This window comes from Catenuloplanes sp. NPDC051500, assembly GCF_044454585.1.
Classification (GTDB): domain Bacteria; phylum Actinomycetota; class Actinomycetes; order Mycobacteriales; family Micromonosporaceae; genus Catenuloplanes.
Genome location: NZ_JBITDX010000001.1, coordinates 123,816 through 150,288, shown reverse-complemented (window position 1 = coordinate 150,288; position 26,473 = coordinate 123,816). Strand labels below are relative to the sequence as shown.

Below are 26,473 nucleotides of genomic sequence, written 5' to 3'. Positions count from 1 at the left end.
TCACGCGAGGTCCGATCGCCGTGCGGCGTAGACCTCGCGGAGGAAGTCGTCGAGTTCGTTGTCACTCTCGAAGTGTTCGGGCCGCGCCATGGAGGCGACCGAGGCGATCGGCACGGCGCCGTGCCGCCGCACAAGTTCCTCGGCGGGCACGTGCTCCCCGCCGGGCCATCGCACGGGCCGGTCTGCATTGCTGGCTGCGGTCATCGACGCCACCCCTTCGGAAGTTGGAGTCAATGATGCCAGGAGCGGCGGCCGGCGCGCGGCCCTCGAAGGTGTTGACGTCAGGCGGTGCCGGCCAGGTCGGCGTAGGCGCGGTGGGCGGCGGTGAGGGCGGCCTCGGGGGTGAGGGTGAGGGAGGTTCTGGTGAGGAGGGCCTCGGCGGCCTCCTCGGCGCGGGCGCCGTCGCCGTACGCGTCGCGCAGGGCCCACTCGATCGTGGTGAGCTCCTCGTGCTGGGCCTTGACGAAGCCCGCGTCGACCGGGGCGCCGTGGCCGGGGATGACGACCGTGAGCGGGTCCAGGCGGAGCAGCGCGGCCACCGTCTCCGGCCAGTGCAGGGGGTAGGAGTCGTCGCCGTAGGAGGGGGCGGCGGACTCCTCGATCAGGTCGCCGGCCACGACCACGCCGGCGTCCGGAACCTGGACGATGATGTCGCCTGCGGTGTGGCCGCGGCCGAGGTGCTTGAGGTGGATCAGGCGGCCGCCGAGGTCGAGCGGGATCTCCTGGGCGAACGTGTCGGTGGCGCCGCGGATCTCGACGTCGGCCAGGTCGCGCGCGTGTACCGGGTCGGTGTCGGTCCAGCGGGCGATCCAGGCGGCGCGCTGGGTCTCGGCGGTCTCCAGGAGCAGGCGGTTCGCCTCCTCGTGGGCCCAGACGGGGCGGGCGGAGTCGGCGAGCGCGGCGTTGCCGAAGCAGTGGTCGAAGTGGTGGTGCGTGTTGACGAGCGCCCACGGGAAGCTGGTGATGGCGCGCGCGGCCTCGCCGAGGTCGTTGGCCTGCCGGCCGGTGGCGAGCGTGTCGACGAGCAACGCCTCGCCGTCTCCGACGATCAGCGTGGAGTTGATGTCCAGGATCGGGTAGCGGAGCACGAACACACGGTCGGCGACCTCAACGAACCTCACGGATGACCTTTCACTCGAACGCTGCGGACAGGAAGCGCTGCCGGTCGACGAGCATCCGCTCGATCCGGCCCTCGGCGACGACCCGGCGGTCCGCGTAGGGCACGTCGGCACTGGCGGGCACCTCCGTGACGTGCACCTCGAACACGAGGCGGCGGCCGTCGACCTGGGTCAGCGTGGCCTGGGCGGCGACGCGCCGCCCGATCGGGGTGGGCGCCTTGTGCGACAGCTCGACGCGGAACCCGACTGTGGTCAGGCCGCTCGGCATCTGCCGGGCGGTGGCGGCCACTGTGGCGGTCTCGGCAAGCGCGAGCACGCGCGGCGTGGCGAGCATCGGCACGTCGCCGGAGCCGAGCGTCTGCGCGGTGTCGGAATCGCCGACCGCCAGCTCGACGCGGGCGGTCAGCCCGGGAGCGAAGACCGGCTGCTCTTCCATGACCACAGCCTATGCGTAGACGGCACCCGCGCGCCGTGCAGGATCCGTCAAGATCGCATCGTGGCAGCCTGTGCCGCGTGCGCCCGCGCGCCGAGCGCGGCGGCAAGCGCCCACGCCTCGTGGACGTCCCGGTCCGGCGCCTCCGCGCCCGCGCCGCCCGCGGTGTCGACGTGCACGGTGGCCAGCGACAGCCGCCGTTGCAGCGGGCCCTGGACCACGCGCACGCTCTGGATCCGGGTGTACGGCACCGCGACAAGCTCGCGGGTGAGCACGCCCCTGACGACTGTGAAGACCGTGGCGTTCAGCCCGACGCCCATCCGCGACCAGGCGAACGGGTGCAGCCACCGGACCCGGCGCGGCGGCGGTGCCATCCGCACCGCGGCCAGGTCGAGGCCGGGCATGGCGAGCGCGACAAGCCGCCGCCCGGTCTCCGGGTCGCCGACCGGAAGCAACCGGTCGGACTGCTGCTCGTTGCCGTCGCCTGGGCCCGCGACGCCGGCCACGGAGAAGCGCACCCGCATCCACCGTTTGGCGCGCCAGAGCAGCGGCCAGGTGACTGTGACGGCCTGCAGCCGGTGCAGCGGGACGGTCTGGTTGCGCGTCTCCAGCAGCCCGTAGGCCATCCGCAGGCCGCGCCCCTCGTCGCCGATCGGCACGTCGCCGATCCGGAAGCTCCAGTCGTTGAGCACGCGGCGGGCGGGCGCGAGCATGACGCCGCCGACGGCCGCGAGCGTGGAGAAGATCGCCACCAGGTTGAAGTCGCCGGCGAAGCTGAACTGCACGAGCACCGACGCCACGCCGAGCGGCAGGAAGAACGTCTGCGGCGTGAGGATCTGGCTGAGCACCAGATCCGCGTTCGGCACCGCGTGCCGGGGAGAGACAAGATCAAGATCGCTGCGGGGGTACGCTGCCGCGCTGTCCGGCGCCGGCGGCGTACCCACGAGTGGCTCTTGAATGGGGGTGTGATCGTGGCCGGAGAGACGGACCAGGCGCTCGCGCAGCGCCTCCGCGTCCGCCACGGTGAGGAACGCGAGCGGTGCCTCCGTCTTGCCGCCGCCGACCACCTCCAGCCGAAGCTCCGCGAGGCCGGTGAGCTGGGCCAGCAACGGCCGGCGCACCTCGACGGTCTGCAGGCGCTCCAGCGGGATCGCGCGGGTGCGCCGCCAGATCAGCCCGTCGTGGATGCGCAGCTCACGCCCGACGATGTGGTAGCCGGTGTTCAGCCAGTTGATCAGTGAGAAGACGACCGCGCCGACAGCTATCACCACGAGCATCACGGCGAAGCGCTCCCAGCCGAACGAGGACGCCTGGGTGACGGAGATCGCGCCGACGATCACCACAAGCGTGCGCGCGCCGTTGAGCAGCGGGCTCAGCGGGTGCAGGCGTTGTCGTGGCGGTGGTTCCGGTGCGACCTCGGGGGAGTTGACCTCGACCTCGGTCATCGACGGCTCACAGTCCTTCGGCGCGGTCCGCGCCGAGCGCGGTCAGCCTGTCGCGCAACCGGGCCGCCTCGGCCGGCCGCAGACCCGGCACCTTCGCGTCGCTTGCCGCCGCGGCCGTGTGCAACTGCACCGTGGCCAGGTCGAACGAGCGCTCCAGCGGGCCTGCGGTCACGTCCACGAACTGCATCCGCGCGTACGGCACGATTGACAGCCGCCGGACCAGCAGCCCGTGCCGGACCAGCAGGTCGCGCTCGCGCTCGGCGTAACCCCAGGCGCGCACGGCCCGGCCGATCACGACCGCGCGCCACAGCCCGAACAGGAGCACCACGCCGACGCCGGCGCCGAACAGCCAGTGGCCGGCCAGGACCCAGCCGACGACCAGGGCGCCCATCAGGATCACCAGCCAGATGGCGAGGCGGACCAGCTCGACCCAGATCAGGTCGTGCGACACCGGCTTCCAGTCGACCGTGTCCGGCCAGGGTTCCAGCGGATCGATGCGCACCTCGCCGCTGTCCGGAGGTGCGGGCGTCTCAGTCACAGCGTCCACGGTAGTCGCCGTCACGCCCGAATGCCGCCCTCAGAAAGCGCGCACCTCGCGCAGGAAGCGGCGCGCGTCGAGGAAGCCGGAGAGGTGCTCGCGGTGGTCGTCGCAGGCCAGCCAGGTCTTGAGCCGATCCGGCGTGTGAAGCGAGGGATTGTTCCACAGCAGCTGCCAGGAGGCGGTCTGTTTGCAGCCCTTGGCCGAGCAGATCAACTCGTCGGGCGCGGTCACCTGGAACCCCCGGGACTCTGATGGTGCACATGATACGAAAGGGTCGCCGGGCAACCACGGGGGAAGCTGCCCGGCGACGGCTGAAATGGTACACACGGGACCGTACCGTCTGTCCACCCGCCCACCGTTCTCCCGGCAGACTCCCAGGCCGATGTCAGACAAGTGTGGTTGTCTCAGGCAGGCGGTATCGGGACCTGTCACGCTTGGCCGGTACCGCGGACTAGCCTTGGATCGAGAGTTTAGATTCCTGTTGTCCCACGTTGTGGAGGACCGGTGGCCGAAGAGACCACGCCCGAGGTGCCCGTTTCGGCCGAGGAGCCCGCGGTGACGCCCGGGCCCGCGGCGACGCCGGCCCCGGAGACCGCGACGGCGCCGCCCGGCACCACCCCGGCGCAGGACGCCACCCAGGTCGAGCGGGCGCTCTTCGAGGTCAAACGCGTGATCGTCGGCCAGGACCGGATGGTCGAGCGGATGTTCGTGGCGCTGCTGGCCCGCGGCCACTGCCTGATCGAGGGCGTGCCCGGCGTGGCGAAGACACTCGCTGTGGAGACGCTGGCCAAGGTGGTCGGTGGCACGTTCTCCCGGGTGCAGTTCACGCCCGACCTGGTCCCGGCGGACATCGTCGGCACCCGGATCTACCGGCAGTCGAGCGAGAAGTTCGACGTCGAGCTGGGCCCGGTCTTCGTGAACTTCCTGCTCGCCGACGAGATCAACCGCGCGCCGGCCAAGGTCCAGTCCGCGCTGCTTGAGGTCATGGCCGAGCAGCAGGTGTCGATCGGCGGCGAGACCCACCGCGTCCCGCACCCGTTCCTGGTGATGGCCACGCAGAACCCGATCGAGCAGGAGGGCGTCTACCCGCTCCCCGAGGCGCAGCGCGACCGCTTCCTGATGAAGATCGTGGTCGGCTACCCGACGGACTCGGAGGAGCGCGAGATCGTCTACCGGATGGGCGTGCGCGCCCCCGAGCCGTCCGCGGTCTTCACGCCGCACGACCTGATCAAGCTGCAGCAGAAGGCCGACCAGGTCTTCGTGCACAACGCACTTATCGACTACGCGGTCCGGGTGGTGCTGACCACGCGCGACCCGGCCGCGCACGGCCTGCCGGACGTGGCCCGCCTGATCCAGTACGGCGCCAGCCCGCGCGCCTCGCTCGGCATCGTCCGGGCCACCCGTGCGCTGGCCCTGCTCCGCGGCCGCGACTACGCGCTCCCGCAGGACATGCAGGACATCGCGCCGGACATTCTGCGGCACCGCCTGGTGCTCAGCTACGACGCGCTCGCGGACGACATCCCGGCCGACCACGTGGTGGCCCGGATCATGGCGACCGTGCCGCTGCCGTCCGTGACACCGCGTCAGGGCGCCACGCCGGCGCCGGCGGCCCAGACCACGGGCCCTTGGCCGGGGGCCCGGTGATCCGATGATCCGGGGCCTCGCGCCGACCGAGTCGACCCGTTCGGAAGCGGTCCTCTCCCGGCTGCAGCTGCTTGTCACCCGCAAGCTCGACGGCCTCCTCCAGGGTGACTACGCCGGCCTGCTCCCCGGGCCGGGCACCGAGGCCGGCGAGTCCCGGGAGTACACGGCCGGCGACGACGTGCGCCGGATGGACTGGCCGGTGACCGCCCGCACCACGGTCCCGCACGTGCGCCGCACGGTCGCGGACCGCGAGCTGGAGACGTGGATCGCGCTCGACCTCTCCGCAAGCCTCGACTTCGGCACCGCGCGCTGGCTCAAGCGCGACCTGGCCGTGGCCGCGGTGGCCGCGGTCGGGCACCTGACCGTCCGCGGCGGCAACCGGCTCGGCGCGGTGGTCGGCACCGGCGACTCCGTGCAGCGCATCCCGGCCCGCCCCGGCCGCAAGGAGGCGCAGGGCATGCTCCGGCACGTCGCGAAGCTGCCCAGCGCGCCCGGCCGGTCCTCGCTCGGCGACCTGATCGACCTGCTCAACAAGCCACCACGCCGCCGGGGCGTCGCGGTGGTCATCTCCGACTTCATGTCCGACCCGGCGACCTGGTCCCGCGCGGTGAAGAAGCTCTCGGTCCGGCACGACGTGCTGGCGATCGAGATCGTCGACCCGCGCGAGCTGGAACTGCCCGACGTCGGCGTGCTCGCGGTGGTCGACCCGGAGACCGGCGCCGTGCACGAGGTCCAGACCTCAGACCCGAAACTGCGCCGCCGGTACGCCGAGGGGGCCGCTGCCCAGCGTGCTGCCATCTCGGCCGCGCTGCGTGGCGCGGGCGCGGCCCACCTCCGGCTGCGCACCGATTCCGACTGGCTGCTCGACATGGTTCGCTTCGTGGCCGCGCAGCGGCACGCCCGGACCCGAGGGACGACTCGATGATCCGTTTTCTGGAGCCGTACTGGCTGCTCCTGATCCTGCCGGTGCTCGCGGTCGCGGGCGCCTACGTGTGGCGTCAACTGCGCAGGAGCACTGTCGCGGTCCGGTTCAGCAACGTGGAGCTGCTCCGCACGCTCGCACCGAAAGGGCTCGGCTGGCGCAAGCACCTCGGCCCGGCCGCGTTCGTGCTCACGCTGCTGACGCTTGCGATCGGCATGGGCCGCCCGTCCGTGGACACCGAGGAGCCGCTGGAACGCGCCACAATCATCCTGGCCATGGACGTGTCGCTCTCCATGCAGGCGGACGACGTGGCGCCGACCCGGCTGGAGGCCGCGCAGGACGCGGCTAAGCAGTTCGTCAGCGAGCTGCCGGCGTCGTTCAACGTCGGCCTGGTCTCGTTCGCCAAGTCGGCGAACGTACTTGTCGCCCCGACCAAGGACCGGTCCGCGGTGAGCGCCGGGATCGACGGCCTGACGCTTGCCGAGGCGACCTCCACCGGCGAGGCCGTGTTCACCTCGCTTGACGCGATCAAGGCGGTGCCGGCGGACGGCGCGGAGGGCCCGGCCCCCGCGCGCATCGTGCTGCTCTCCGACGGCTACCGCACCACCGGCCGCTCGACCGAGGAGGCTGCCGCGGCCGCGCTCTCGGCGAACGTGCCGGTCTCCACGATCGCGTTCGGCACGGACAGCGGCATCGTCAACATCGCGGGCGACCTCCAGCCGGTGCCGGTCGACAGGTACTCGCTGAACGAGCTGGCGCAGGCGACCAAGGGCTACTTCTACGAGGCCGCGTCGGTTAGCGAGCTCAAGCAGGTCTACGAGGACATGGGCAGCTCGATCGGCTACCGGATCGAGCCGCGCGAGGTCACCCAGTACTACGCGGGCTTCGCGCTGCTGTTCGGCATGATCGCGGCGGTCTGCAGCCTGCTCTGGTCGTCCCGGCTGCCGTGATTCTGCGTGCTCACCCCGGCCCTCGGTGGCCGGGGTGAGCGCCTAGATCGTGGCGCTGCTGGCGAGGACGAACAGGGTGACGACCCAGGCGGTGGCCAGCATCAGGCCGAGCGGGGCTACGTAACGGCTCATGGTGATGTCTCCGGTGGCGATCGCGGCCGGCGCGGGGCCGCGAGGACGAACGCGCACACGCTCCCGGCACCCGTGGCGGCGCGACACGCGCACGGGCGCAAGACCCCCGGGCCCGGGAGAAACGGGCGGGGATGTGTTCTCAGGAAGCGGTCACCGGGTCAGTCGCATGATGGAGACGCCGGGAGCGGCGTCAGCGGAACTGACGGGTGGCCCGGCTATGACTGGGGGGATCGCTATCTCGCATAGCAACCACCTCCCGCAGTCGTACCGGACCAGGACCGAGCGCCACCTTACACCCGTTGTGCACGACCGTGTCCGACCGTCCGGTGCACACCGCGGTCGTGTCGCGTGTGGACCTCACGTCCGGAAAGGGCGGGCCCACCTGTGCGTGTTCCCGGCCCGGGTGCCAAGCAAACCCGTCGATCGGCGCTCTACCCGACGCCGTGCGCCGCTCACGCACGGTGACAGTTGTCCGATCGCGGACAGCTGTCACCGTGACCCGATCGTGACGTGCGACTCAGTGCAGGACGGAGCGGGGCAAAGCGAGCGCGGCCACCGCTGGGAGCGTCGGCGACTCCGGGACGAGATAGCCGTCGTGCACGGTCCCGGCGTCGACCGGCAACGGCAGCGCGCCGAACTCCGGCACGGCCGGTGGAGTGCCGTGACCGAAGCCGAGCACGCGCCCGGCCGGCACCCGGCCGATCCAGTCCGCGTCCGCACGGGCGGCCCAGACGCGTACCCCCGGGAAGTCGGTGGCTTTTCCCGCGCCGATGCCCGGTGCGCCAAGCGCGATCAGGTCGGTGACCGATCCGGCGCCGGACCGCACGGCCAGGCCGCAGACGATCGCGCCGTAGCTGTGCCCGACAAGGGTCACCGGCACGCCCGGCCGAGCGGCGTCCAGGCCCTCCAGCAGCCGGTCGAGCGCGCGGGCGCCGGCGCGGGCGACCTCCTCGCGGGCCGCGGACACGGTGACGCCGTCCGGCGTGTCGTAGCCGAGCCAGGCGATCACCGCGACCCGCGCGCCCGGGTGCCGCGTGAGCGCCGCGTCGTAGACCGACCGCGCCTGGACGGACGGCGCGCGCCGGGCCACGTTGCCGAGGCCGCGGGTGAAGTTGTTCAGTGTGCTGGCGACGCCCGGCACCACCACGGTGATCCGCTCCGCGGTGGCGAGGTCGCCGAACACCTCCACTGCCTGCCCGTCGCCGCGGTCGTCGAAACCGAGGAAGCGGCGGCCGGTCCAGGACGCGTAGGGCTCCCCGGCCGCCCGCATCGACGCCTCGCCTGTCGCGTAGAGACCGTCGATCCGCCGCGCGCACTCGTGCGGCGTCAGGCAGCCGGTCAGCGTGCTCGCGATGGTGGTGGCCAGGGCCGGCCGGGCGCGCCCCGGTTGATGCACGGGCAACATGGGCAGGTACGCCCACAGCCCGACCGCGACCAGTGCGGTCATCACCATTCGTCCCGTCATGGCGGTCCTCTCCTCGCTGGAGAGGACACCCTGCGGCCTCGGCCACGGGCGGCACGTCACTCACCAGAGCCGCCTTTCGGCTGGCTTTCCGGGGGTACGTGACATCGCCGTGATCCGTTCACTACCGCCTGGGTACTACCTTTTGATCCGGACCACGGGCTTCAGCACATCCGCGCGGCGGCTGTCCTCGATCGCCTTCTCGATGTCCGCCAGGTCGTAGAACCGCACCAGCCGTTCGAACGGGAACCGGCCCTGTTTCTGCAGCTCGATGAGGGTGCGGATGAGCGGCTCGCTGCGGCCGCTGCCGCCCAGGGTGCCGACGATGCGTTTGCCCCACAGGGTGCTCAGGTGGTCGACGCTGAACTCGGCCCCGGCCGGCGCGCCACCGATCAGCACGCAGGTGCCGAGCATGCCGACGCTGTCGGCCGCCTGGCGCACCACGGAGATGACGCCGGTGCACTCGAGCGCGAAATCGGCCGGGCCGTCGCACAGCCGGTGGACCTCGGCCACGGCGTCCTTCTCGGCGGCGTTCACGGCATGGTGCGCGCCGAGTTCCAGGGCCAGATCCAGGCGAGCCGGCTGCCGGTCGACGGCGATGATCTTCGTGGCGGGGGACAGGCAGGCAGCCATGATCGCGGCGAGACCGACCGCGCCGACGCCGTAGACGACAAGGCTCGATCCCGGGCCGGGACGCAGCGTGTTCATGACCGCGCCGGCGCCGGTGGACAGCCCGCAGGCGAGCGGTCCGAGGAGTTCGAGCGGGGCGTCGCGGGGCACGACGACGAGAGCGTCGGCCCAGGTCAGCGAATAGGTCGCGAAAGACGACTGACCAAAGAAATGACTGTGTACGGGGGTGCCGTCCGCCCGCCGCAACGCGGTCTCGCCCGCGCGGGGCCCGAGCAGTCGCCCGCCGCCGCACAGTGCCTCACCAAGGCGCGCGCAGTAGCGGGGTTCGCCGTCGCGGCAGTTGCGGCACTGCCCGCACGACGGCCAGCCGATGACGACGTGGTCGCCGGGGCGTACCGCGCTGACCCCGTCGCCGACCGCGACGACCTCGCCGGCGCCTTCGTGGCCGAGCACACCGGGGAACGGCATGGGCAGGTCGCCGTGCCGGGTGATCTCGTCGGTGTGGCAGATGCCGGTGGCGACGATGCGGACCAGGGCCTCGCCGGGCCCGGGTTCGTCGAGTTCGAGCGTCGCCAACCGGAAGGGCGCGCCGACTTCCTCGACGACGGCTGCGGTTATCTCCATGCGGACAGTTCCGGGCGGTTCATCGGTGCTCCTCGGTTCGGTGGCTGAACGTGCCGGTCCAACGTAGGTCCGAGAATCGGGAGCAACAGGGCACGGTGGCGACTGGGGATGGTAAAAAACCGACAGGACCTCCGTAGGCGCGGCTTCGCCTACTCCCCGGGGGAGATCAGGCCGGTCTCGTAGGCCAGGACCACCGCCTGGGCCCGGTCGCGCAGCGCCAGCTTGGCCAGGATCCGGCCGATGTGCGTCTTCACCGTCTGCTCGGCCACCACCAGATCGGCGGCGATCTCCGCATTGGACCGGCCGCGGGCGATCAGCCGCAGCACCTCGGTCTCCCGGGCGGTTAGCGCGTTCAGCACTGTCGGCCGCGGTCGTTCCCGCGGGGCGGGCCGCGCGGTGAACTCGGCGATCAGCCGCCGGGTCACGGACGGGGCGAGCAGCGCCTCGCCGGCGGCCACCACCCGGACCGCCTGGACCAGGTCGGCCGCGGGCGCGTCCTTGAGCAGGAAGCCGCTGGCCCCGGCGCGCAACGCCTCGAACACGTAGTCGTCCAGGTCGAACGTGGTCAGGATGAGCACCCGGGGCCGGCTGGCGGCCGGGTCGGCGAGCAGCCGGCGGGTCGCCTCCAGGCCGTCCATCACCGGCATCCGCACGTCCATCAGCACCACGTCCGGGTCGAGCCGGCGCGTCTCGGCGACTGCCTGCGCGCCGTCCGCGGCGGCGCCGACGACGAGCAGGTCCGGCTGGGCGGCGAGCAGCGCGCCGAAGCCCTCGCGGACCATGGCCTGGTCGTCGGCGATCAGAATTTTGATCAAGAGAGGGCTCTGCCTTCAGTCGGGTCAGGGGCGGGTGGCCGGGGCGGTAGCGGGGCTTCAGTCGGGTCGGGGGCGGGTGGCCGGGGCGGTAGCGGGGCTTCAGTCGGGTCGGGGGCGGGTGGCCGGGGCGGTCGCCGGGTCCACGAGCGGAAGCGTGGCGGACACCTCGAAACCGCCACGCGACGGCATCGCTACGAACGTGCCGCCCAGAGCCTGCGCCCTCTCCCGCATTCCCATCAACCCGTGCCCGGTGCCCCCGGACACCGGTGCCGGCGTGGGCGCGGGACCGTTCGCCACCGTCACGTGCAGCGCCTCGCCCTCGACCTGCACCACCACGCGTACCACCGCGCCCGGCGCGTGCCGTCCCGCGTTCGCCACCGCCTCCTGCACGATCCGGTACGCGGCAAGCGACACCGGCTCCGGCGGCGCCGGCTCGATCTCGTCCATCTCAAGCGTGACGGGCATACCCGCCTCGGACGCGGTCGCGATCAGCGCGGGCAGGTCCGCGAGCGTCGGCTGCGGTGCCAGTTGCGGGCCGTCCTCCCGGCTGGTGCGCAGCACGCCGAGCAGCCTCCGCATGTCCGCGAGCGTCTCCCGGGCCGCGCCCGCGATTGCCACGAACTCCTCCTTCGCCGGGCCGGAGAGCTCGGCCAGCCGGTACGGCGCGGTCTCCGCGCGTACCGCGATCATGGACATGTGGTGGGCGACCACGTCGTGCATCTCGCGTGCGATCCGGGCACGCTCCTCAAGCACCGCGCGCTGCGCCCGGGCCAGGTCGCTGATCTCCTCCTGCGCCTCAAGGCTCTGCTCCGCGCGGGTACGCCGCCGCACCTGGTCACCGAGGACCAGCACGGCCAGGTACAGCAGGAAGACGCCCGGCCAGTTGTCGTGGCCGGTGAAGAACCCGATCGGGATGAGCGCGAGCCCGCCGACCCAGAGCACGATGCCGGCCTTGACCTTGGACGCGATCACCAGAAACACCAGGAGCGTCACGACGATCTGCACCGGGTTCCACGGCCAGATCTCGTCCGGCGACTTATAGAACGCGCCGATGAACATCGCGGCGTACGTGAACCGCCAGGCGATCAGCGGCCGCCAGAACACCATCAGCAGCGGGAGCACGCCGGGCATCGCCACCAGCAGCGCCGGCTCGATGGTGAGGTAGCGCTGCGACTGCAGATAGGCGGCGCCGCCCGCGCCGCCGGCCACCACCAGCACGACCAGCAGCACCGCGACAATCGTCCGGGTGCGCTCCCGGAACGAGCCTGGCCGGGGTGGGGCGGCCCGATAGTCCGGACCGCCCATCAGACGGCCGAGATCGCGCCACGGGGTGGGCCGCTTGAAGCGTGCGGTGGCTGACACGTGAGCAGGCTACGGCGCGCGATGGCCCGCCGTCGTGACCCTCAGGTGCTCATACCCGGGTATGACAGGCCTCACCGGCACGCATGGTTACCGTCTACCAATCGGTAGCGCCTAGGCTCACCCCGACCGCCTGCGATCGACGTCAGGCCGAGCAAGGGAGTGACCGTGGCGCGCACGGTGCTGGTGACCGGAGGCAACCGCGGGATCGGCCTGGCCATCGCCCAGGCCTTCGCCAAGCAGGGCGACCGGGTGGCGATCACGCATCGCGGGACCGGGGCGCCGGACGGCGACCTGTTCGGCGTGCAGTGCGACATGACCGACCCGGCCTCGATCGACGCCGCGTTCACAGAGGTCGAGGAGAAGTTCGGCCCGGTCGAGGTGCTTGTGGCGAACGCGGGCATGACCGCGGACACGCTGCTTCTCCGGATGACCGACGAGCAGTTCACCGACGTGATCGAGACGAACCTGACCGGTGCGTTCCGGGTCGCCAAGCGCGCCACGGCGAAGATGGTCCGCGCGCGCTGGGGCCGCATGATCTTTATTTCCTCGGTGGTCGGCCTGGCCGGCAACCCGGGCCAGGTCAACTATGCGGCGAGCAAGGCCGGCCTGGTCGGCGTGGCCCGCTCGATCACCCGTGAGCTCGCCTCCCGCAACATCACGGCGAACGTGGTGGCGCCCGGCTTCATCGACACCGCGATGACCGACGTGCTTACGGACGAGCGCAAGGCAGAGATCAAGAAGCAGATCCCGGCCGGCCGGATGGCGACGCCGGAGGAGGTCGCCTCCGTGGTCACCTGGCTTGCGAGCGAGGGCGCGACCTACGTCACCGGCGCGGTCATCCCGGTCGACGGCGGCATGGGCATGGGTCACTGAGCCACATTCATCAAGGGGGATAAAAAACAGTGTCTGGACTGCTTGAGGGCAAGCGCCTGCTCATCACCGGCGTGCTCACCGACGCGTCGATCGCGTTCTCCACGGCCAAGCTCGCGCAGGAGGCCGGCGCCGAGGTCATCCTGACCGGGTTCGGCCGGCTGTCGCTTGTCGAGCGCACCGCCAAGCGCCTGCCCAAGCCGGTGCCGATCATCGAGCTGGACGTGTCGAGCAAGGAGCACCTGGACGGGCTGGCCGACAAGGTCCGCGAGCACGTCGACGGCCTGGACGGCGTGGTGCACTCGATCGGCTTCGCGCCGCAGAGCTGCCTCGGCGGCGGGTTCATGGACGCGCCGTGGGAGGACGTGGCCACGGCCGTGCAGGTCTCCACGTACTCGTACCCGGCGCTCGCCAAGGCCTGCCAGCCGCTGATGGGCCCGGGCTCCGGCATCGTCGGCCTCACCTTCGACGCGACAGTGGCCTGGCCGGTCTACGACTGGATGGGCGTCGCGAAGGCGGGCCTGGAGTCGGCGAACCGCTACCTGGCGCTGCACCTCGGCAAGGAGGGCATCCGCAGCAACCTGGTGGCGGCCGGGCCGCTGCGCACGATCGCCGCGAAGTCGATCCCCGGCTTCGACCAGTTCGAGGACGAGTGGACCAAGCGGGCCCCGATCAAGTGGGACCTGCACGACACCGAGCCGGCGGCGAAGGCGATCCTGGCGCTGCTCTCCGACTGGTTCCCGGCCACCACCGGGGAGATCATCCACGTCGACGGCGGTTACCACGCGGTCGGCGCCTGAAACCTTTGACAATCATCGGGGGGTACGGGCCGGAGCGCCGTACCCCCCGATGTTGTCTTCATCGCGTATTGGGGGGTTGGCCCCGGGCCGTCTGCCGGTAGCGGGCAGACTGGGACCGTGGCTTACGACGCGGTGCTGGTGATGTCGTTCGGCGGGCCCGAGGGGCCCGATGACGTGATGCCGTTCCTCGAGAACGTGGTGCGGGGGCGCGGTGTGCCCCGGGAGCGCCTGCTCGCGGTGGCCGAGCACTATCACCACTTCGGCGGCGTCTCACCTATCAACCAGCAGTGCCGCGACCTGATCGCCGCGCTGAAGGACGACTTCGCGGCGAACGGTGTGGACCTGCCCGTCTACTGGGGCAACCGGAACTGGCATCCGATGATGGCCGACACGTTCGCGCAGATGCGGGCGGACGGCATCAGGAACGCGCTCGGCTTCGCGACCAGCGCCTACGGCGGTTACTCGTCCTGCCGGCAGTACTGGGAGGACATCGCGAAGGCGACCGAGGCGGTCGGCGAGGGTGCGCCGCGCGTGCACAAGCTGCGCCAGTTCTGGGACCACCCGGGCTTCGTGGCCCCGCACGCGGACGCGGTGCGCGACGCGCTTGCCACGCTCGACCCGGCGCGCCGGGCGACGACGAGGATCGTATTCACCGCGCACTCCATCCCGTCGTCGATGGCAGCCACCGCGGGGCCGTCCGGCGGGCGCTACGAGGCGCAGCTGCACGAGACCGCGACGCTTGTCGCGGACGGCTTCGACCTGCCGTGGGACCTGGTCTGGCAGAGCCGCTCCGGGCCGCCGCAGGTGCCGTGGCTGGAGCCGGACATCAACGACCACCTGACCGCGCTCGCCGAGAAGGGCGTGACCGACGTGGTGGTCAGCCCGATCGGGTTCGTCTCCGACCACCTCGAGGTGGTCTGGGATCTGGACAACGAGGCGCTTGAGACCGCGGCGAAGTTGGGCCTGGGTTACGCACGGGCCGGCACCCCCGGTCACGACCCGCGGTACGTCGCCATGGTGCGTGAGCTGGTGCAGGAGCGGCTCTCCACGCCGTTCGGCGCACCGTTCGCCGCGGCGGAACCGGTGTGCGTCTCCACCCCGGTGCAGCGGATGGGAAATCTCCCGGTCTGGGACTACTGTGCGGTGGACTGCTGCAAGCCGCCGGCTCGCCCGTCCCGATGAGCTCACGTGGCGTTATTTTCCCGAGGGAGAACCAGATGGGCGCGGAGCGCAAGCCGGTGGAGAGCTGGCTGACCGACATGGATGGCGTGCTTGTGCACGAGGGGCATCCGGTGCCGGGCGCGCCCGAGTTCATCAACCGGCTGCGCTCGTCCGGCAAGCCGTTCCTGATCCTGACGAACAACTCCATCTACACGCCACGTGACCTGCACGCGCGCCTGTCCCGGATGGGCTTCGAGGTGCCGGAGTCGGCGATCTGGACGGCCGCGCTCGCCACCGCGCAGTTCCTCTCCGACCAGCGGCCGGGCGGCACCGCCTACGTGATCGGTGAGGCCGGGCTTACCACTGCCATGCACGCGGCCGGCTACATCCTTACCGACTTCGACCCGGACTACGTGGTGCTCGGCGAGACCCGGACGTACAGCTTCGAGGCGATCACCAAGGCCGTGCGCCTGATCAACGACGGTGCGAAGTTCATCTGCACGAACCCGGATCCGACCGGCCCGTCCGTCGAGGGCGCGCTGCCGGCCGCCGGCTCGGTCGCCGCGATGATCTCCAAGGCGACAGGTGTCGACCCGTACTTCGTGGGCAAGCCGAACCCGATGATGATGCGTTCCGCGCTCAACACCATCGAGGCGCACTCGGAGAGCACCGCGATGATCGGCGACCGGATGGACACCGACGTCCTCTGCGGACTTGAGGCCGGGCTGCACACCATCCTGGTGCTCTCCGGCATCTCGGACGAGGTGGAGGCGGACCGGTACCCGTACCGGCCGTCCCGTGTGGTCAACTCCGTCGCGGACCTGATCGACGAGATCTGACCTGTGCTTGTACGCTTCCCCCGCACCTGGGCGTGAGACCTGCTCGGGTATCTGATGTGGGGGAGTGGGACATGACCGACGTAGCGGACAACGGGGCGACGCGCGGCACGACGAGCGTCGACGACGAGGTCATCGAGAAGATCGCGGCCGCGGCTGCGCGCACCGTGCCGGGCGTGACGGACCTCGGCGGCGACGTGTCGCGGTTCTTCGACAACATCTTCAACCGGGTCGGGCTGGACCAGGTCGGTGACGCCACCCGCGGCGTGAACGCGAAGGTGACAGGTACCGCCGCCGAGATCAACGTGGTGCTGGTGATCGCGGCCGGCTCCGTCGTCGGGGACGTGACCGAGGCCGTGCGGGTCGCGATCATCGAGGCCGTGGAGAAGTACGGCCTGACCGTGTCCGCCGTGAACGTGAAGGTCGACGACATCGAGGTCGGCGGGGCCGCTACCTCGGTATAGTCCTTTTTGTGCCGAATTTCGATACCGTGAACCGGCGCCTGCTCGCGGAACTCCAGCGCAACGCGCGACAGACCAACCGCGAGCTGGCCCGGATCATCGGCACCGCGGAGTCCACCTGCCTGGAACGCGTGCGCCTGCTCCACGCGGACGGCGTGATCACCGGCCACCACACCGAGGTGGACCTGCCCGCGCTCGGCCGCCCGGTCCAGGCGATCATCGGGGTACGCCTGCAGCCCAAGACGCGCGCGGCAGTCGACGAGTTCCGCACGCTCGCGCTTGCGCTTGCCGAGACGATCGCGGCCTTCCACACCGCCGGTGCCGACGACTTCCTGGTCCACGTGGCGGTGCCCGGCACCCGCGAGCTGGACGGGCTGGTGCTGGACCGGCTGGCCGCGCACTGGGCGGTCGCGGAGCTGCGCACCACGCTCGTCTACGAACACTCCCGGCGCCGGCCGGTCGAGCCGCTCTGACGCCTGAACAGGCAGAGCCTTTTCACAGCGTGAGTGGCGCGTTGCAGGCGGCGACGAGCGCGCGGCGGCAGGCTGTGGTGAGCGGGCGCAGCGCCGCGTCGCGCTGCTGGGCCTCGTAGTTGTTGACGGCGCCGCCGGGCGCGGCGGTCTCGGCAAGCGCGAGCACCCGGTCAAGCACGGCGGCGCGGGCGTAGAGCCGGCGGGCGCGCGGGTCGAAACCGGCGGGCAGATCGGTGCCGGCGTCGGGCTTGCGGAGCGCGGCGAGCGCGCCGGCCAGCTCCGGCCTCCAATGTGCGACGTCGAGCCGGGTGAGTCTGTGGGTCGTCTCGGCGAGCGCGGTGGACAGGTCGGCCTCGGCCTCGGCCGCGGTCGGCTCGGTCAGGCCCGCGCGGGCCGCGGTCTCCGGCAGCGGGTGGAAGCGCCACAGCACGGTGGAGAACGTCATGCCTGAGCCGGACGTGTGCGTGCGCACCTCGGGGACCAGGCCGAAGCCGCGGGCCACGATGCCCTCGCCGGCCAGCAGCGCCGCGTTTGTGAACTCGCCGGGGCCGGGGAGGCCGCGCGGGTCGCCGGGGACCGGGAGCACCAGGCGGATCTCGTCGGGATGCACCTTCGCGAAGGCGGGGAGCGCGCTGCCGAGCGGCACGTCCGACCAGGTGCCGGGGGCGTCCGCGGCGAGGTGCTCCTCGTCCGGCGCGCCCTCGGTGATCTCCTCGGCCAGGTCGTCGAACGGCACCAGACCGGCGCGCCACGCGCGCACCCAGGCGGTGAACCGGGTCGACCGGCGCGCCACCTGCGTCGTGGCGCCTGCGGTGGGGGACATGGAGAAGAGGGTACGGGGTGGGTACGACGATTGTCGCGGTTCGCTTCGCCGGTCGATCTGTCGAGAACGTCACCTGACCGCGGCGTGGGTGATGGTCCCGCAAACGTGAGCGCGTTACCGTCCAGACCATGTATGGGGAGGATGTACTCGCCGGCAACCGGCACCGTCGCCGGACGATCCCGGTGGTCGACGCGGAGCCGGACATGGTCGTGGAGGACGTGTCGTCCGGCTTCTGCGGCGCGGTCGTCGGGTTCGAGTACGGCGCGGTGGTGCTTGAGGACCGGCACGGGCGGCGGCGCAACTTCCCGCTTGAGCCGGCCGCGTTCCTGCTTGAAGGCCGGACCGTCACGTTGCGGCGGGCGCCCGCGGCCGCTGCCGGCCCGGCACGCCTGTTGACCGCCTCCGGGTCCATCGCGGTGGGCGCCGTGCCGGCCCAGGTCGCCAAGGCGAGCCGGATCTGGGTCGAGGGCATCCACGACGCCGCGCTCGTGGAGCGCGTCTGGGGCGACGACCTGCGGATCGAGGGCGTCGTGGTCGAGCCGCTGGACGGGATCGACGACCTGGCCGGCGAGGTGGCGGCGTTCCGCCCGTCGCCTGACCGCCGGCTCGGTGTGCTCGTCGACCACCTGGTCACGGGCTCGAAGGAGAGCCGCATCGTCGCCTCGGTGTCGTCCCCGCACGTGCTTGTCACAGGCCATCCGTATGTGGACATCTGGCAGGCCGTGAAGCCGGAACGGGTCGGGATCGCCGCCTGGCCGGAGGTGCCGCGCGGGCAGCCCTGGAAGGAGGGCGTCTGCGCCGCGCTCGGCGTGGCGACGCCGCAGGACATGTGGCGGCGCATCCTGGGCTCGGTCTCCAGCTACCGCGACCTGGAAACCCCACTGATCAACTCGATGGAACGGCTGATCGACTTCGTCACGGTGCCTGAGTAGGCGCCGCCTGGGTAGACGCTGCCTGAGTAGATGCCGCCTGAGCCGGTGCCGCCTGAGTAGACGCCGGCTGGGTCGGCGTCCGCCGGAAGAGCGCGGTCGCGATGTCGAGCGCCACCACAGACCCGGACCCGGACCGGACCGGCCGCAGCACCTCGCCCGCGTTGGTGCCGGACTCCCCCCGCCAGACGCCTGCCTCGCCCTGGCGGAAGCGCCACGGCTCCCGGTCCGGAAGCGTCACGCAGGAGACGTGCAGCGCGTCGGCCTGCCAGGCGACCTCGTACTCCCGGCCCATCCACCACCAGCGCCCGCACAGCGGCTCCACCTCCGGGGGCGGGGGCAGCACTGCCGCCCGCCACGGCCGGGGGAGTTGCGGTTCGAGGTCGAGCACGGCGTTGAGCACGTCGGTTGTCACCGCGCGGATGCCGCCGGGCACGTGCATGGTGAACGCGTTGCCGAACGCCACCACAGCGGTCCGGGTCGCGCGGTGCACTGTCAGCTGGGCCGAGTAGCCGGGCATCGAGCCGTTGTGGCCGGCGAACACGCGCTCGCCGCTGCGGTACAGCTCCACGCCGAGCCCGTGGCCGTGTGTCCAGGACTCCTGGTCACTGATGGCGACCGGCGCGCACATCTCCGCGACAGTCTCGCGGGACAGCACTGTGGGCACCGGGTCGGCCAGGAAGCCGGCCCATGCGGCCAGGTCGGTGACCGTCGACCAGAGCTGACCGGCCGGGGCCATCGCGCCGGCGTCGTGCCGGGGTTCCTCGGTGAGCGTCTGCCGCCAGGGATGCACGACGTAGCCGCGGGCGAACGGCTCCACCGGGTGGTACGTGGTGCGCTTCAGGCCGAGCGGGTCGATCACGCGCTTGGCCAGCAGGGACGGCCAGGTCTCGCCGGTGACCCGCTGCAGGACCGCACCGAGCACGCCGTACGCCAGGTTCGAGTAGTGGTACGCGCGGTACGGCGGCCAGGAGATCTTGTCGAACGACAGGCCCGCGATGAGCTGGTCCAGGTCGCCGCCGGGGGCGCGTTCCCACCACTCGCCGTCGGGTTCGCGCTGGAGGCCCGCGACGTGGGCGAGCAGCTGCCGGAGCGTGACGCCGCCGATCGACGTGCCGGGCAGGTGCCGGTAGACGAGGTCGTCGAGGGAGAACGCGCCCTCGTCGCGCAGCTGCATCACCATCGCGGCGGTCATCGTCTTGGTGATCGAGCCGATCCGGTACTGGGTCCTCGCGTCCGGGCGGGGTTGCTCGCCTGCCCCGGTGAAGCAGGCCAGGGCCCGGTCCCGGACCACGCCGAGGACGAGTGACGGGACCCGGCCGGTGGACTGCGCCGACGTGACGATCTCGGTTACCCGTCGGCTCGTTTCCGGAAGCAGCGACACCTGGTTACTCCGTTGTGATTCCAGTTGGCGGTTTCTTTAGGTTTTCGTCATATACGATCGGGCAACCAGCGGTACATTGCCCGACAATCTAACGCATTTCCGGCGTCTGAGAAGTTGGCTCGCGGGCCACAATTCCGTTGTGTGAAGAACGCATGACGACGACAAGATCCTCAGCGTTCGCGGTACGTGCGCGACCGTGACACGATCTAAGCGTGGAGCCATTTCTGTGGATCGCGCTCGGCGTCGTACTTGCGGTCGCCGAGATCTTCACGGTGTCGCTCTTCCTCATCATGTTCTCGGCCGGCGCGTTCGCCGCCGCGGGCGCGGCCGCGCTCGGGTTCAACGTGGCGGTGCAGCTGGCCGTGTTCGCGGGTGTCTCCGCGGCGACTGTCGCCGCGTTCTGGCCCGCGATCCGCAGGCACCGGCTGAGCGGCGCGGACGGCGACGACCCGCACCACTTCGGCACGCAGAGCCTGGAGGGGGAGACCGCTCTGGTCCTTGAGCGGGTCGACGGCGTGCACGGCCAGGTCAAGATCGATGGTGAACTGTGGACCGCGCGGTCCTTCGACGACACCGAGTCGTACGAGGCAGGCGAGCGCGTCCGGGTCATCAAGGTACGGGGAGCGACCGTCTACGTCTGGCGTGAGGGCATCGGCCCCGCGCCGCAGGCGGAGTTGGAGGAATAGATGGAAACAGTTATCGGCGTGGTTGTCGGCGCCATCGCACTCTTCGTGGTGATCACGCTTCTGTCGGCGTTGAAGATCGTGCCGCAACAGCGCGAATTCATCGTGGAGCGACTCGGAAAATATCAGCGCACGCTGACCCCGGGACTGAACCTGCTGATTCCGTTCATCGACCAGGTGCGGACCAAGGTCGACGTGCGGGAGCAGGTGGTCAGCTTCCCGCCGCAGCCGGTGATCACGTCGGACAACCTGAGCGTCTCGATCGACACGGTGCTCTACTTCAAGGTCGTCAACTCGGCGGACGCGACGTACCAGATCGCGAACTTCCTGCAGGCGATCGAGCAGCTCACGGTCACCACGCTGCGTAACGTGATCGGCTCGTTCGACCTGGAACGCGCGCTCACCAGCCGCGAGGAGATCAACCGGCACCTGTCCGGCGTGCTCGACGAGACGACCGGGCGCTGGGGCATCAAGGTCACCCGCGTCGAGATCAAGGCGATCGAGCCGCCGGCAAGCATCCGCGACTCGATGGAGAAGCAGATGCGCGCGGAGCGGGACCGCCGTGCCGCGATCCTGAACGCGGAGGGTCACAAGCAGTCCGCGATCCTGACCGCGGAGGGCGACAAGCAGGCCGCCGTGCTCAAGGCGGACGGTGAACGGCAGGCGAGCATCCTGCAGGCCGAGGGCCAGGCGAAGGCGATCCGCACGGTCTTCGACGCGATCCACACCGCGAACCCGAGCCAGAAGGTGCTCGCCTACCAGTACCTCCAGGCGCTGCCGAAGATCGCTGAGGGCTCCGCGAACAAGGTGTGGGTGGTGCCGGCCGAGCTGACCAAGGCGCTGGAGGGCATCAGCGGCGCGCTCGGCGGGCTGGCGAGCACGGCGAACGACGAGCCCGCCCCCGCCGCGTCCGCCGCCGCGAGCGAGGTCGAGCAGGAGGCCGCGCAGGCTGCGGAGGAGGCCGCCGCTGCCGCACGTGAGGTCGCGGATGCCGCCGCTGCCGCCGAGGCCGAGGTGAGCTCCCGGCCGAAGAGCCTGCCCGCGTCGCCTCCGTCCGCGGTGTCGGGCCTTTACCAGGCGCCGCAGACCGACAAGGCTTAGCCGTGTGCGATGGAAGCCGGTTGTAGCAGTAGCAGCAGTAGCAGTGGTGGCCGTCGCGGCGACAGTCGCGGCGGCCACGCTGCACAGGAGCACCCCGGACGAGGAGCCGGTGCCGCTCACGGCCGTGCTCATGCAGCACCGGACCGACCAGGTGCTCCGGACCGTCAAGATCCAGTTGAGCAACGGCGGTGACACGCCGATCCAGGTGGTCCGCGCCGAGCTGAGGTCGCCGTCGTTCACCGGCGCCGGGCCTGTCGACACGGACACGCTCGTGCTCGCGGGCGACGTGCTCACCGACATCCGCATCGGGTACGGGCAGGGCGTGTGCCCCGCGTCGGCGGCCGAGCCGGCCACCGCGCTGCTTACCGTCCGGGAGGGCGAGCGGACGCGGGAGGTGGCGCTTCCCCTGCCGTACCCCAACGAGCTCTTGAACTCGCTTCTCACTGCCGACTGTGAGCAGGCGGAGGTGCACAAGAGCGCCGCCGCCACGCTTACCGGCCTGAGGTCGCGCCCGGACGGCGCGCTCGACGCCGCGGTCACGCTTACCCGGGTCGGCGGCACGGAGCCGGTGGTGATGACTGACCTCAAGGGCAGCATCCTCTACAACCTCACGCCTGTGGTGACGACGCAGCCCTACGGGACGCTCGCGCCGGGACAGGCCACGGTGGACATTCCGATCGTGATCGACACGTTCCGGTGTGATCCGCATGCGGTGGGTGAGGTGAAGAAGCCTTACGAGTTCCCGGCGTGGCTTGCTGTGGGTGACGCTCCGACGGTCTACACGCTCATCGACGTGCCGGCGGCGGAGCGGGCGACGCTGTTCGACCTGGTGCGGAGAAGCTGTTGACATTGTGGCGGTGGTCTATCCTTGAAGACCGTTGATGCAGGTCCGATAGGTGGTGTCGATGGAGATGCCGTACTCTCGCCGCTCGTTCATAGTTGGTGTGCTGACCTGTGGGTCGGTCACCGCGTCCGCCACCTACCTGCTCTCCGACCCTGGTTCGGACATAACGCTACGTATCGGGAGTGGGTCGGATGACTCGGGCGGCCGGAAACTTCTGATCGACCAGTGGAACGCCGCGCACCCCGAGGCGCGCGCCACGATCGACGAGTTCGGATCGTCCACCACGGACCAGCGCATCGAGCTGCGCGACGCGGCCCGGCGGCACGCGGTCGACATCGTCAACCTCGACGTGATCGACGTGCCCGCGTTCGCCGAGGAAGGGCTAATCGCGCCGCTCGACACCCCGCTGCCCTACCTGTCCAGGGCGCTTGAGACCTGCCGGTGGGCGGGCAGGGACTACGCGGTGCCGTTCAACTCCGACGTCGGCGTGCTCTACCGCCGCACCCCGGCCGGGCAGGAGCCGGCGACCGGGACACCTGAGTTGAGGACGTTCCTGGGCGGTGCACCCCCCGGTGCGCTTCTGATGCAGCTGAACCCGTCGAACTCCGCATCGGACGAGGCGTTCGTGGTCAACGTGCTGGAGCTGATCAACTCGTACGACACCTACCTGTTCACCCCGGACGGCATGCCCGCGCAACTGCCGCCGGTCGAGGCGGTCGGCAGGTGGAACACGGTGTTCACACTGATCCGCAACGCGCTTGAGGCCGGCCGGCTGGTCGCCACGGCCACCGAGCAGGAGAGTACCGAGGCGTTCACCAAGGGCACGGCCGGCTTCCTGCGGAACTGGCCGACGGAGTGGCCGGAGCTGGAGGCGGCCCGCCGGAAGCAGGCGCCAGGTGACCGGCTCGACCTGCTCAAGTTCCCGCTGCCGGGCGGCATGCTCGGCGGGCAGAACCTGGCCGTGGTCAGCGGCGGGCCGCACCAGCGCCAGGCGCGTGCGCTCATCGACTTCCTGACCTCGCCGGAGTCGCAGAAGGTGCTGGCTCTGCACGGTTTCGTGCCGACCCACGTGCGCGCCTACGACGGGGCCACCGGCGTGACCCGGCTGGTGCCGCATCTGGACGTGCTTCGCGACGCGGTCGAGCACTCGGTGCTGCGGCCGGTCCACCCCGGCTACCGGGCCTTCTCGGCAGTGATCCGGAAGTACGCGTACGAGGCGCTCTTCAGCCCGGCGAGGCCACAGGTCGGGCTCGACTTCATCGACGCGATGACCAGGGCACTGTCATGATCACGCTGCCGCTCCCGGCGCACTGGGTCGTACTCGGCACCACCGTACTGATCATCGCGGTGGAGGCGGTCGTCTACTTCCTCCTCTACCGCCGCCCGCCCTGGGTCCGCTGGCTGATCGTGGTCCTGCTCTGCCTGCTGTGCGTCGCAGCGATCGCCGGCATGGTCTGGCTGCTCGGCCTCAACCAGACCGACGCCATCGTCGGCGCGATCGGCGCGCTCATCCCGATCTTCGGCTTCATCGCGGCCGCGCTGCTGCCCAAGACGCCGGTCCGGCCACCGGACCGTTAGTCCTCCCGGGACAGCTCCCAGAACGCCACCGCCGCAGCAGTGGCAACGTTGAGCGAGTCGACGCCGCGGTGCATCGGGATCGCGACCCGCACGTCGGACGCGGCCAGCGCGCGTGTCGTGAGGCCGGGTCCCTCCGCGCCGAGCAGCACGGCCGGGCGGGCCCGCTGCGCGGACGACAACCGCTGCAGGGGTACGGAGTCGTCCGCGGGCGTCATGGCAAGCAGCGTGAAGCCGGCGGCCTTGATCTCGTCAAGCGCGCCGAGCCAGTCCGCCGCCTTCGCGTAGGGGATCGCGAACACCTCGCCCATGCTCACCCGGACCGCACGGCGGTAGAGCGGGTCCGCGCAGTCCGGCGACAGCACCACCGCGTCCATGCCGAACGCGGCGGCGCTGCGGAACAGCGCGCCGAGGTTCGTGTGCGTGTTGAGCCCTTCGAGCACGGCGATGCGCCGCTTGTCGTGCAGGACGTCCTGCACCGTCAGCGCCGGCTTGCGGTGGAACGAGGCCAGCACGCCGCGGTGCACGTGGAAGCCGGTGATCGACTCCAGCACCGGTGGCGGGGCGGCGTAGAACGGCGCGTCGCCGGGTAGGCCGGCCAGCTGGTCCACGCGCTTCTCGTCGACGAGCACGCTGCGCAGCCGGTACCCGGCCCGGACCGCGCGCCGGATGACCAGCTCGCCCTCCGCGATGAAGAGCCCGTTCGGCGGTTCCCACCTGGTCCGCAGCTCCACGTCGGTGAGCGCGCGGTAGTCCGCGATCCGGTTGTCGTCGGGGCTGGTGATCTGCTCGGCTGGCACGGTTCGACATTCTGTCAGCCGACATCTGGGATCCGCATGGGCTATCTTGGGATCCAATGGCGATCTCACGAATCATCGCGCTCACGCTCGGGTGGGAGGACCTGCCCCGGTCCGCCTCGGTCTTCGGCGCGTCCCGGACCGAGCGGGTGCGCGAGCCCGTCCCCGCCCTGCTGCTCGAACACGACGACGGCTGGCTGCTGCTCGACACCGGCTTCAACACCGCGCTGCTCCGCGACCCCGCGCTGCGCCGCCGCTTCTATCCCAGCCCGAACTATCAGCCGGAGCTGCCCGGGCCCGGCGAGCCGCTCGAGGAGGCGCTTGCGACCGTCGGCGTCGCCCTCGCGGACGTCACCCGGGTCGCGCTCAGCCACCTGCACGTCGACCACGCCGGGGGGCTGAAGCACTTCGCCGGCCGGGTGCCGGTGCACGTCCAGCGCGCCGAGCTGACCTACGGCCTGAGCAACCACCCCGAGCCGGAGCACTACTCGATGGCCCGCGTCGACTACGACGACCCGCGCATCGACTGGCAGCTCGCGGACGGCGACGTGGAGATCGTGCCCGGGGTGACCGCGCTGCTCACGGCCGGGCACACGCCTGGTCACCAGAGCTTCGTGGTCGACCTGGCGTCCGGCGGCGGCTACGTCTTCGCCTGTGACGCCGCCGACCTCACCGAGAACATCGCGTCCGAGCGGGCGATCGGCTCGTTCACGGGCGTCACCGCGGAGGAGACGATCGCCCCGATCCGCCGGCTGAAGGAGATCGGCGCGCGCCGCGGCTACCCGGTCATCCCCGGCCACGACCCGATCGCCTGGCCCGCCCTGACCGCAGAACTGGCGGACCGCTTCTAACTTAAGAACGCCGCCCGGATCAGCAGGTAGACGCCGACCGTCAACCCGAACGTCACGATCACGGCGCGGAGCACCGGCGCCGGCAGCTTCCGGGCCAGCCGCGCGCCCAGATACCCGCCGACCACAGTGGCCGGCGCGACAATCGCGACAGCGGTCCAGTTCACCGGCCCGAACACGCTGTAGACGAGCACAGTCACCAGCCCCACCACGGCCGACAGCAGATTCTTCAGCGCGCTCACCCGCGCCATCGTCTCGTCCAGCACAAGCGCCAGCCCGGCCACCAGCAGCACGCCGAGCGCCGCGTTGAAGTAGCCGCCGTACAGCCCGCACAGGAACACCGCCACCTGAAGCGTGATCGCGGCCCGCTTCGGCGAGACCTCCTGCGGATGCCCGACCAGCCCGCGCAGCCGCGCCTGGAACGCAAGCATCAGCGCCGCCCCCAACACCAGAAACGGCACCACCAGGTCGAACACCCGATGCGGCGTGTTCAACAGCAGCGCACACCCGCACCCGGCCCCGATCAACACGGTCGGCGCCACCCGCCGAATCCGCCGCCCCTGCCCCGTCAGATCCGCCCGGCTGCCGACCACGCTTGATGCGTACCCCGGCGCGACGGACAGCGCGTTGCTCACGTTCGCCGACACCGGCGGGATCCCGATCGCAAGCATCGTCGGAAACGTGATCAGCGACCCACCGCCGGCGATCGCGTTCACGATCCCGGCCGCCAGCCCGGCCAGCACCAGCAGCACGGCTTCGATCAGGCTCATCGCACCCCATCCTCAAGATCAAAATCAAACGTCCGCGAGG

The 26,473-nt window shown here is 71.0% G+C and carries 30 protein-coding genes; 16 read left to right on the top strand and 14 right to left on the bottom strand.

Annotated elements, in window-relative coordinates; genetic code table 11:
- The 6 genes from ACIA8K_RS00615 to ACIA8K_RS00590 all read right to left on the bottom strand — a co-directional run bounded on the left by ACIA8K_RS00615 (window position 1) and on the right by ACIA8K_RS00590 (window position 3,768).
- Window positions 1–204 (bottom strand): hypothetical protein, encoded by a 204-nt coding sequence (locus tag ACIA8K_RS00615; RefSeq protein WP_396053429.1) that lies wholly within the window; start codon window positions 202–204, stop codon window positions 1–3.
- Between the two features lie 77 nt (window positions 205–281).
- Window positions 282–1,121 carry an MBL fold metallo-hydrolase gene (locus ACIA8K_RS00610; RefSeq protein ID WP_396053427.1) on the bottom strand — a complete coding sequence of 280 codons (840 nt, stop codon included), beginning with the start codon at window positions 1,119–1,121 and terminating at the stop codon, window positions 282–284.
- Between the two features lie 10 nt (window positions 1,122–1,131).
- Complete coding sequence (locus ACIA8K_RS00605; RefSeq protein ID WP_396053425.1) at window positions 1,132–1,554, bottom strand: thioesterase family protein; 423 nt, start codon at window positions 1,552–1,554, stop codon at window positions 1,132–1,134.
- Between the two features lie 47 nt (window positions 1,555–1,601).
- Window positions 1,602–2,996, bottom strand: a complete 1,395-nt coding sequence (locus ACIA8K_RS00600; protein ID WP_396053423.1) for a PH domain-containing protein — start codon at window positions 2,994–2,996, stop codon at window positions 1,602–1,604.
- A gap of 7 nt (window positions 2,997–3,003) precedes the next feature.
- Window positions 3,004–3,534, bottom strand: coding sequence for a PH domain-containing protein (locus ACIA8K_RS00595; protein ID WP_396053421.1), 531 nt, complete (start codon window positions 3,532–3,534; stop codon window positions 3,004–3,006).
- Between the two features lie 39 nt (window positions 3,535–3,573).
- The gene (locus ACIA8K_RS00590; RefSeq protein WP_396053419.1) at window positions 3,574–3,768 is read right to left on the bottom strand and encodes an acetone carboxylase; all 195 of its coding nucleotides are present in this window, start codon (window positions 3,766–3,768) and stop codon (window positions 3,574–3,576) included.
- Window positions 3,769–4,041: 273 nt separating this feature from the next.
- Between ACIA8K_RS00590 and ACIA8K_RS00585 the strand changes: the two genes are divergently transcribed.
- The 3 genes from ACIA8K_RS00585 to ACIA8K_RS00575 are packed head-to-tail and all read left to right on the top strand — an operon-like array spanning window position 4,042 to window position 7,053.
- Entirely contained in the window at window positions 4,042–5,181 is a 1,140-nt protein-coding gene (locus ACIA8K_RS00585) for an AAA family ATPase (RefSeq protein ID WP_396053417.1), read from the top strand.
- 4 nt (window positions 5,182–5,185) lie between these two features.
- Window positions 5,186–6,106, top strand: coding sequence for a DUF58 domain-containing protein (locus ACIA8K_RS00580; RefSeq protein WP_396053416.1), 921 nt, complete (start codon window positions 5,186–5,188; stop codon window positions 6,104–6,106).
- Window positions 6,103–7,053, top strand: a complete 951-nt coding sequence (locus tag ACIA8K_RS00575) for a VWA domain-containing protein (protein ID WP_396053414.1) — start codon at window positions 6,103–6,105, stop codon at window positions 7,051–7,053. The genes ACIA8K_RS00580 and ACIA8K_RS00575 overlap by 4 nt, the downstream gene beginning before the upstream one ends.
- 649 nt (window positions 7,054–7,702) lie before the next feature.
- Here the strand turns inward: ACIA8K_RS00575 and ACIA8K_RS00570 are convergent.
- From ACIA8K_RS00570 to ACIA8K_RS00555, 4 genes are all read right to left on the bottom strand, one after another.
- A complete protein-coding gene (locus ACIA8K_RS00570) occupies window positions 7,703–8,650 on the bottom strand; it encodes an alpha/beta hydrolase (RefSeq protein ID WP_396053412.1) in 948 nt (315 codons plus the stop codon).
- Window positions 8,651–8,785: 135 nt separating this feature from the next.
- Entirely contained in the window at window positions 8,786–9,901 is a 1,116-nt protein-coding gene (locus ACIA8K_RS00565) for an NAD(P)-dependent alcohol dehydrogenase (protein ID WP_396053410.1), read from the bottom strand.
- A 149-nt stretch (window positions 9,902–10,050) separates the two neighbouring features.
- The gene (locus tag ACIA8K_RS00560) at window positions 10,051–10,716 is read right to left on the bottom strand and encodes a response regulator (protein WP_396053408.1); all 666 of its coding nucleotides are present in this window, start codon (window positions 10,714–10,716) and stop codon (window positions 10,051–10,053) included.
- Window positions 10,717–10,815: 99 nt separating this feature from the next.
- Complete coding sequence (locus ACIA8K_RS00555; RefSeq protein ID WP_396053406.1) at window positions 10,816–12,078, bottom strand: sensor histidine kinase; 1,263 nt, start codon at window positions 12,076–12,078, stop codon at window positions 10,816–10,818.
- A gap of 165 nt (window positions 12,079–12,243) precedes the next feature.
- Here ACIA8K_RS00555 and ACIA8K_RS00550 point away from each other — a divergent pair, with 165 nt between their 5' ends.
- The 6 genes from ACIA8K_RS00550 (at window position 12,244) to ACIA8K_RS00525 (ending at window position 16,679) form a co-directional block, all read left to right on the top strand.
- The gene (locus ACIA8K_RS00550; RefSeq protein ID WP_396053404.1) at window positions 12,244–12,951 is read left to right on the top strand and encodes a beta-ketoacyl-ACP reductase; all 708 of its coding nucleotides are present in this window, start codon (window positions 12,244–12,246) and stop codon (window positions 12,949–12,951) included.
- Between the two features lie 29 nt (window positions 12,952–12,980).
- Window positions 12,981–13,748 carry an enoyl-ACP reductase FabI gene (gene fabI, locus ACIA8K_RS00545; RefSeq protein ID WP_396053402.1) on the top strand — a complete coding sequence of 256 codons (768 nt, stop codon included), beginning with the start codon at window positions 12,981–12,983 and terminating at the stop codon, window positions 13,746–13,748.
- Between the two features lie 117 nt (window positions 13,749–13,865).
- The gene (locus tag ACIA8K_RS00540; protein ID WP_396053400.1) at window positions 13,866–14,930 is read left to right on the top strand and encodes a ferrochelatase; all 1,065 of its coding nucleotides are present in this window, start codon (window positions 13,866–13,868) and stop codon (window positions 14,928–14,930) included.
- Between the two features lie 35 nt (window positions 14,931–14,965).
- Window positions 14,966–15,748 (top strand): HAD-IIA family hydrolase, encoded by a 783-nt coding sequence (locus ACIA8K_RS00535; protein WP_396053398.1) that lies wholly within the window; start codon window positions 14,966–14,968, stop codon window positions 15,746–15,748.
- A gap of 71 nt (window positions 15,749–15,819) precedes the next feature.
- Window positions 15,820–16,209, top strand: a complete 390-nt coding sequence (locus tag ACIA8K_RS00530; RefSeq protein ID WP_396053396.1) for an Asp23/Gls24 family envelope stress response protein — start codon at window positions 15,820–15,822, stop codon at window positions 16,207–16,209.
- A gap of 8 nt (window positions 16,210–16,217) precedes the next feature.
- Window positions 16,218–16,679, top strand: coding sequence for an Lrp/AsnC family transcriptional regulator (locus ACIA8K_RS00525; RefSeq protein ID WP_396053394.1), 462 nt, complete (start codon window positions 16,218–16,220; stop codon window positions 16,677–16,679).
- Between the two features lie 22 nt (window positions 16,680–16,701).
- Here ACIA8K_RS00525 and ACIA8K_RS00520 read toward each other — a convergent pair whose 3' ends face one another.
- Window positions 16,702–17,502: a hypothetical protein gene (locus ACIA8K_RS00520; RefSeq protein WP_396053392.1), complete on the bottom strand. Its 801-nt coding sequence runs from the start codon at window positions 17,500–17,502 to the stop codon at window positions 16,702–16,704.
- A 128-nt stretch (window positions 17,503–17,630) separates the two neighbouring features.
- Here ACIA8K_RS00520 and ACIA8K_RS00515 point away from each other — a divergent pair, with 128 nt between their 5' ends.
- A complete protein-coding gene (locus ACIA8K_RS00515; protein WP_396053390.1) occupies window positions 17,631–18,434 on the top strand; it encodes a DUF3097 domain-containing protein in 804 nt (267 codons plus the stop codon).
- On the opposite strand, the gene ACIA8K_RS00510 is transcribed toward ACIA8K_RS00515, so the two are convergent.
- Window positions 18,418–19,815 carry a serine hydrolase domain-containing protein gene (locus ACIA8K_RS00510; RefSeq protein WP_396053388.1) on the bottom strand — a complete coding sequence of 466 codons (1,398 nt, stop codon included), beginning with the start codon at window positions 19,813–19,815 and terminating at the stop codon, window positions 18,418–18,420. The genes ACIA8K_RS00515 and ACIA8K_RS00510 overlap by 17 nt on opposite strands.
- 212 nt (window positions 19,816–20,027) lie before the next feature.
- Between ACIA8K_RS00510 and ACIA8K_RS00505 the strand changes: the two genes are divergently transcribed.
- From ACIA8K_RS00505 to ACIA8K_RS00485, 5 genes are read left to right on the top strand one after another with little or no spacing between them, the layout of a single operon-like run.
- Window positions 20,028–20,501 (top strand): NfeD family protein, encoded by a 474-nt coding sequence (locus ACIA8K_RS00505; RefSeq protein ID WP_396053387.1) that lies wholly within the window; start codon window positions 20,028–20,030, stop codon window positions 20,499–20,501.
- Window positions 20,502–21,599 (top strand): SPFH domain-containing protein, encoded by a 1,098-nt coding sequence (locus ACIA8K_RS00500; RefSeq protein ID WP_396053385.1) that lies wholly within the window; start codon window positions 20,502–20,504, stop codon window positions 21,597–21,599.
- Between the two features lie 43 nt (window positions 21,600–21,642).
- Window positions 21,643–22,446 (top strand): hypothetical protein, encoded by an 804-nt coding sequence (locus ACIA8K_RS00495; RefSeq protein WP_396053383.1) that lies wholly within the window; start codon window positions 21,643–21,645, stop codon window positions 22,444–22,446.
- Between the two features lie 58 nt (window positions 22,447–22,504).
- Window positions 22,505–23,731: an extracellular solute-binding protein gene (locus ACIA8K_RS00490; RefSeq protein ID WP_396053381.1), complete on the top strand. Its 1,227-nt coding sequence runs from the start codon at window positions 22,505–22,507 to the stop codon at window positions 23,729–23,731.
- Window positions 23,728–24,021, top strand: coding sequence for a hypothetical protein (locus ACIA8K_RS00485; protein ID WP_396053379.1), 294 nt, complete (start codon window positions 23,728–23,730; stop codon window positions 24,019–24,021). Before ACIA8K_RS00490 ends, ACIA8K_RS00485 begins: the two co-directional genes overlap by 4 nt.
- On the opposite strand, the gene ACIA8K_RS00480 is transcribed toward ACIA8K_RS00485, so the two are convergent.
- Window positions 24,018–24,818 (bottom strand): TrmH family RNA methyltransferase, encoded by an 801-nt coding sequence (locus tag ACIA8K_RS00480; protein ID WP_396053377.1) that lies wholly within the window; start codon window positions 24,816–24,818, stop codon window positions 24,018–24,020. The genes ACIA8K_RS00485 and ACIA8K_RS00480 overlap by 4 nt on opposite strands.
- A gap of 56 nt (window positions 24,819–24,874) precedes the next feature.
- Between ACIA8K_RS00480 and ACIA8K_RS00475 the strand changes: the two genes are divergently transcribed.
- Window positions 24,875–25,666, top strand: coding sequence for an N-acyl homoserine lactonase family protein (locus ACIA8K_RS00475; RefSeq protein ID WP_396053375.1), 792 nt, complete (start codon window positions 24,875–24,877; stop codon window positions 25,664–25,666).
- Here ACIA8K_RS00475 and ACIA8K_RS00470 read toward each other — a convergent pair.
- Window positions 25,663–26,433 carry a sulfite exporter TauE/SafE family protein gene (locus tag ACIA8K_RS00470; RefSeq protein WP_396053373.1) on the bottom strand — a complete coding sequence of 257 codons (771 nt, stop codon included), beginning with the start codon at window positions 26,431–26,433 and terminating at the stop codon, window positions 25,663–25,665. The genes ACIA8K_RS00475 and ACIA8K_RS00470 overlap by 4 nt on opposite strands.
- Window positions 26,434–26,473 lie beyond the last annotated feature (40 nt).

Coding starts and splice junctions, on each gene's coding strand:
- ACIA8K_RS00470 (WP_396053373.1), bottom strand. CDS start 26,433: ATGAGCCTGATCGAAGCCGTGCTGCTGGTGCTGGCCGGGCTGGCGGCC.
- ACIA8K_RS00530 (WP_396053396.1), top strand. CDS start 15,820: ATGACCGACGTAGCGGACAACGGGGCGACGCGCGGCACGACGAGCGTC.
- ACIA8K_RS00535 (WP_396053398.1), top strand. CDS start 14,966: ATGGGCGCGGAGCGCAAGCCGGTGGAGAGCTGGCTGACCGACATGGAT.
- ACIA8K_RS00605 (WP_396053425.1), bottom strand. CDS start 1,554: ATGGAAGAGCAGCCGGTCTTCGCTCCCGGGCTGACCGCCCGCGTCGAG.
- ACIA8K_RS00490 (WP_396053381.1), top strand. CDS start 22,505: ATGGAGATGCCGTACTCTCGCCGCTCGTTCATAGTTGGTGTGCTGACC.
- ACIA8K_RS00575 (WP_396053414.1), top strand. CDS start 6,103: ATGATCCGTTTTCTGGAGCCGTACTGGCTGCTCCTGATCCTGCCGGTG.
- ACIA8K_RS00615 (WP_396053429.1), bottom strand. CDS start 204: ATGACCGCAGCCAGCAATGCAGACCGGCCCGTGCGATGGCCCGGCGGG.
- ACIA8K_RS00580 (WP_396053416.1), top strand. CDS start 5,186: ATGATCCGGGGCCTCGCGCCGACCGAGTCGACCCGTTCGGAAGCGGTC.
- ACIA8K_RS00475 (WP_396053375.1), top strand. CDS start 24,875: ATGGCGATCTCACGAATCATCGCGCTCACGCTCGGGTGGGAGGACCTG.
- ACIA8K_RS00570 (WP_396053412.1), bottom strand. CDS start 8,650: ATGACGGGACGAATGGTGATGACCGCACTGGTCGCGGTCGGGCTGTGG.
- ACIA8K_RS00485 (WP_396053379.1), top strand. CDS start 23,728: ATGATCACGCTGCCGCTCCCGGCGCACTGGGTCGTACTCGGCACCACC.
- ACIA8K_RS00500 (WP_396053385.1), top strand. CDS start 20,502: ATGGAAACAGTTATCGGCGTGGTTGTCGGCGCCATCGCACTCTTCGTG.
- ACIA8K_RS00600 (WP_396053423.1), bottom strand. CDS start 2,996: ATGACCGAGGTCGAGGTCAACTCCCCCGAGGTCGCACCGGAACCACCG.
- ACIA8K_RS00515 (WP_396053390.1), top strand. CDS start 17,631: ATGTATGGGGAGGATGTACTCGCCGGCAACCGGCACCGTCGCCGGACG.
- ACIA8K_RS00565 (WP_396053410.1), bottom strand. CDS start 9,901: ATGGAGATAACCGCAGCCGTCGTCGAGGAAGTCGGCGCGCCCTTCCGG.
- ACIA8K_RS00520 (WP_396053392.1), bottom strand. CDS start 17,502: ATGTCCCCCACCGCAGGCGCCACGACGCAGGTGGCGCGCCGGTCGACC.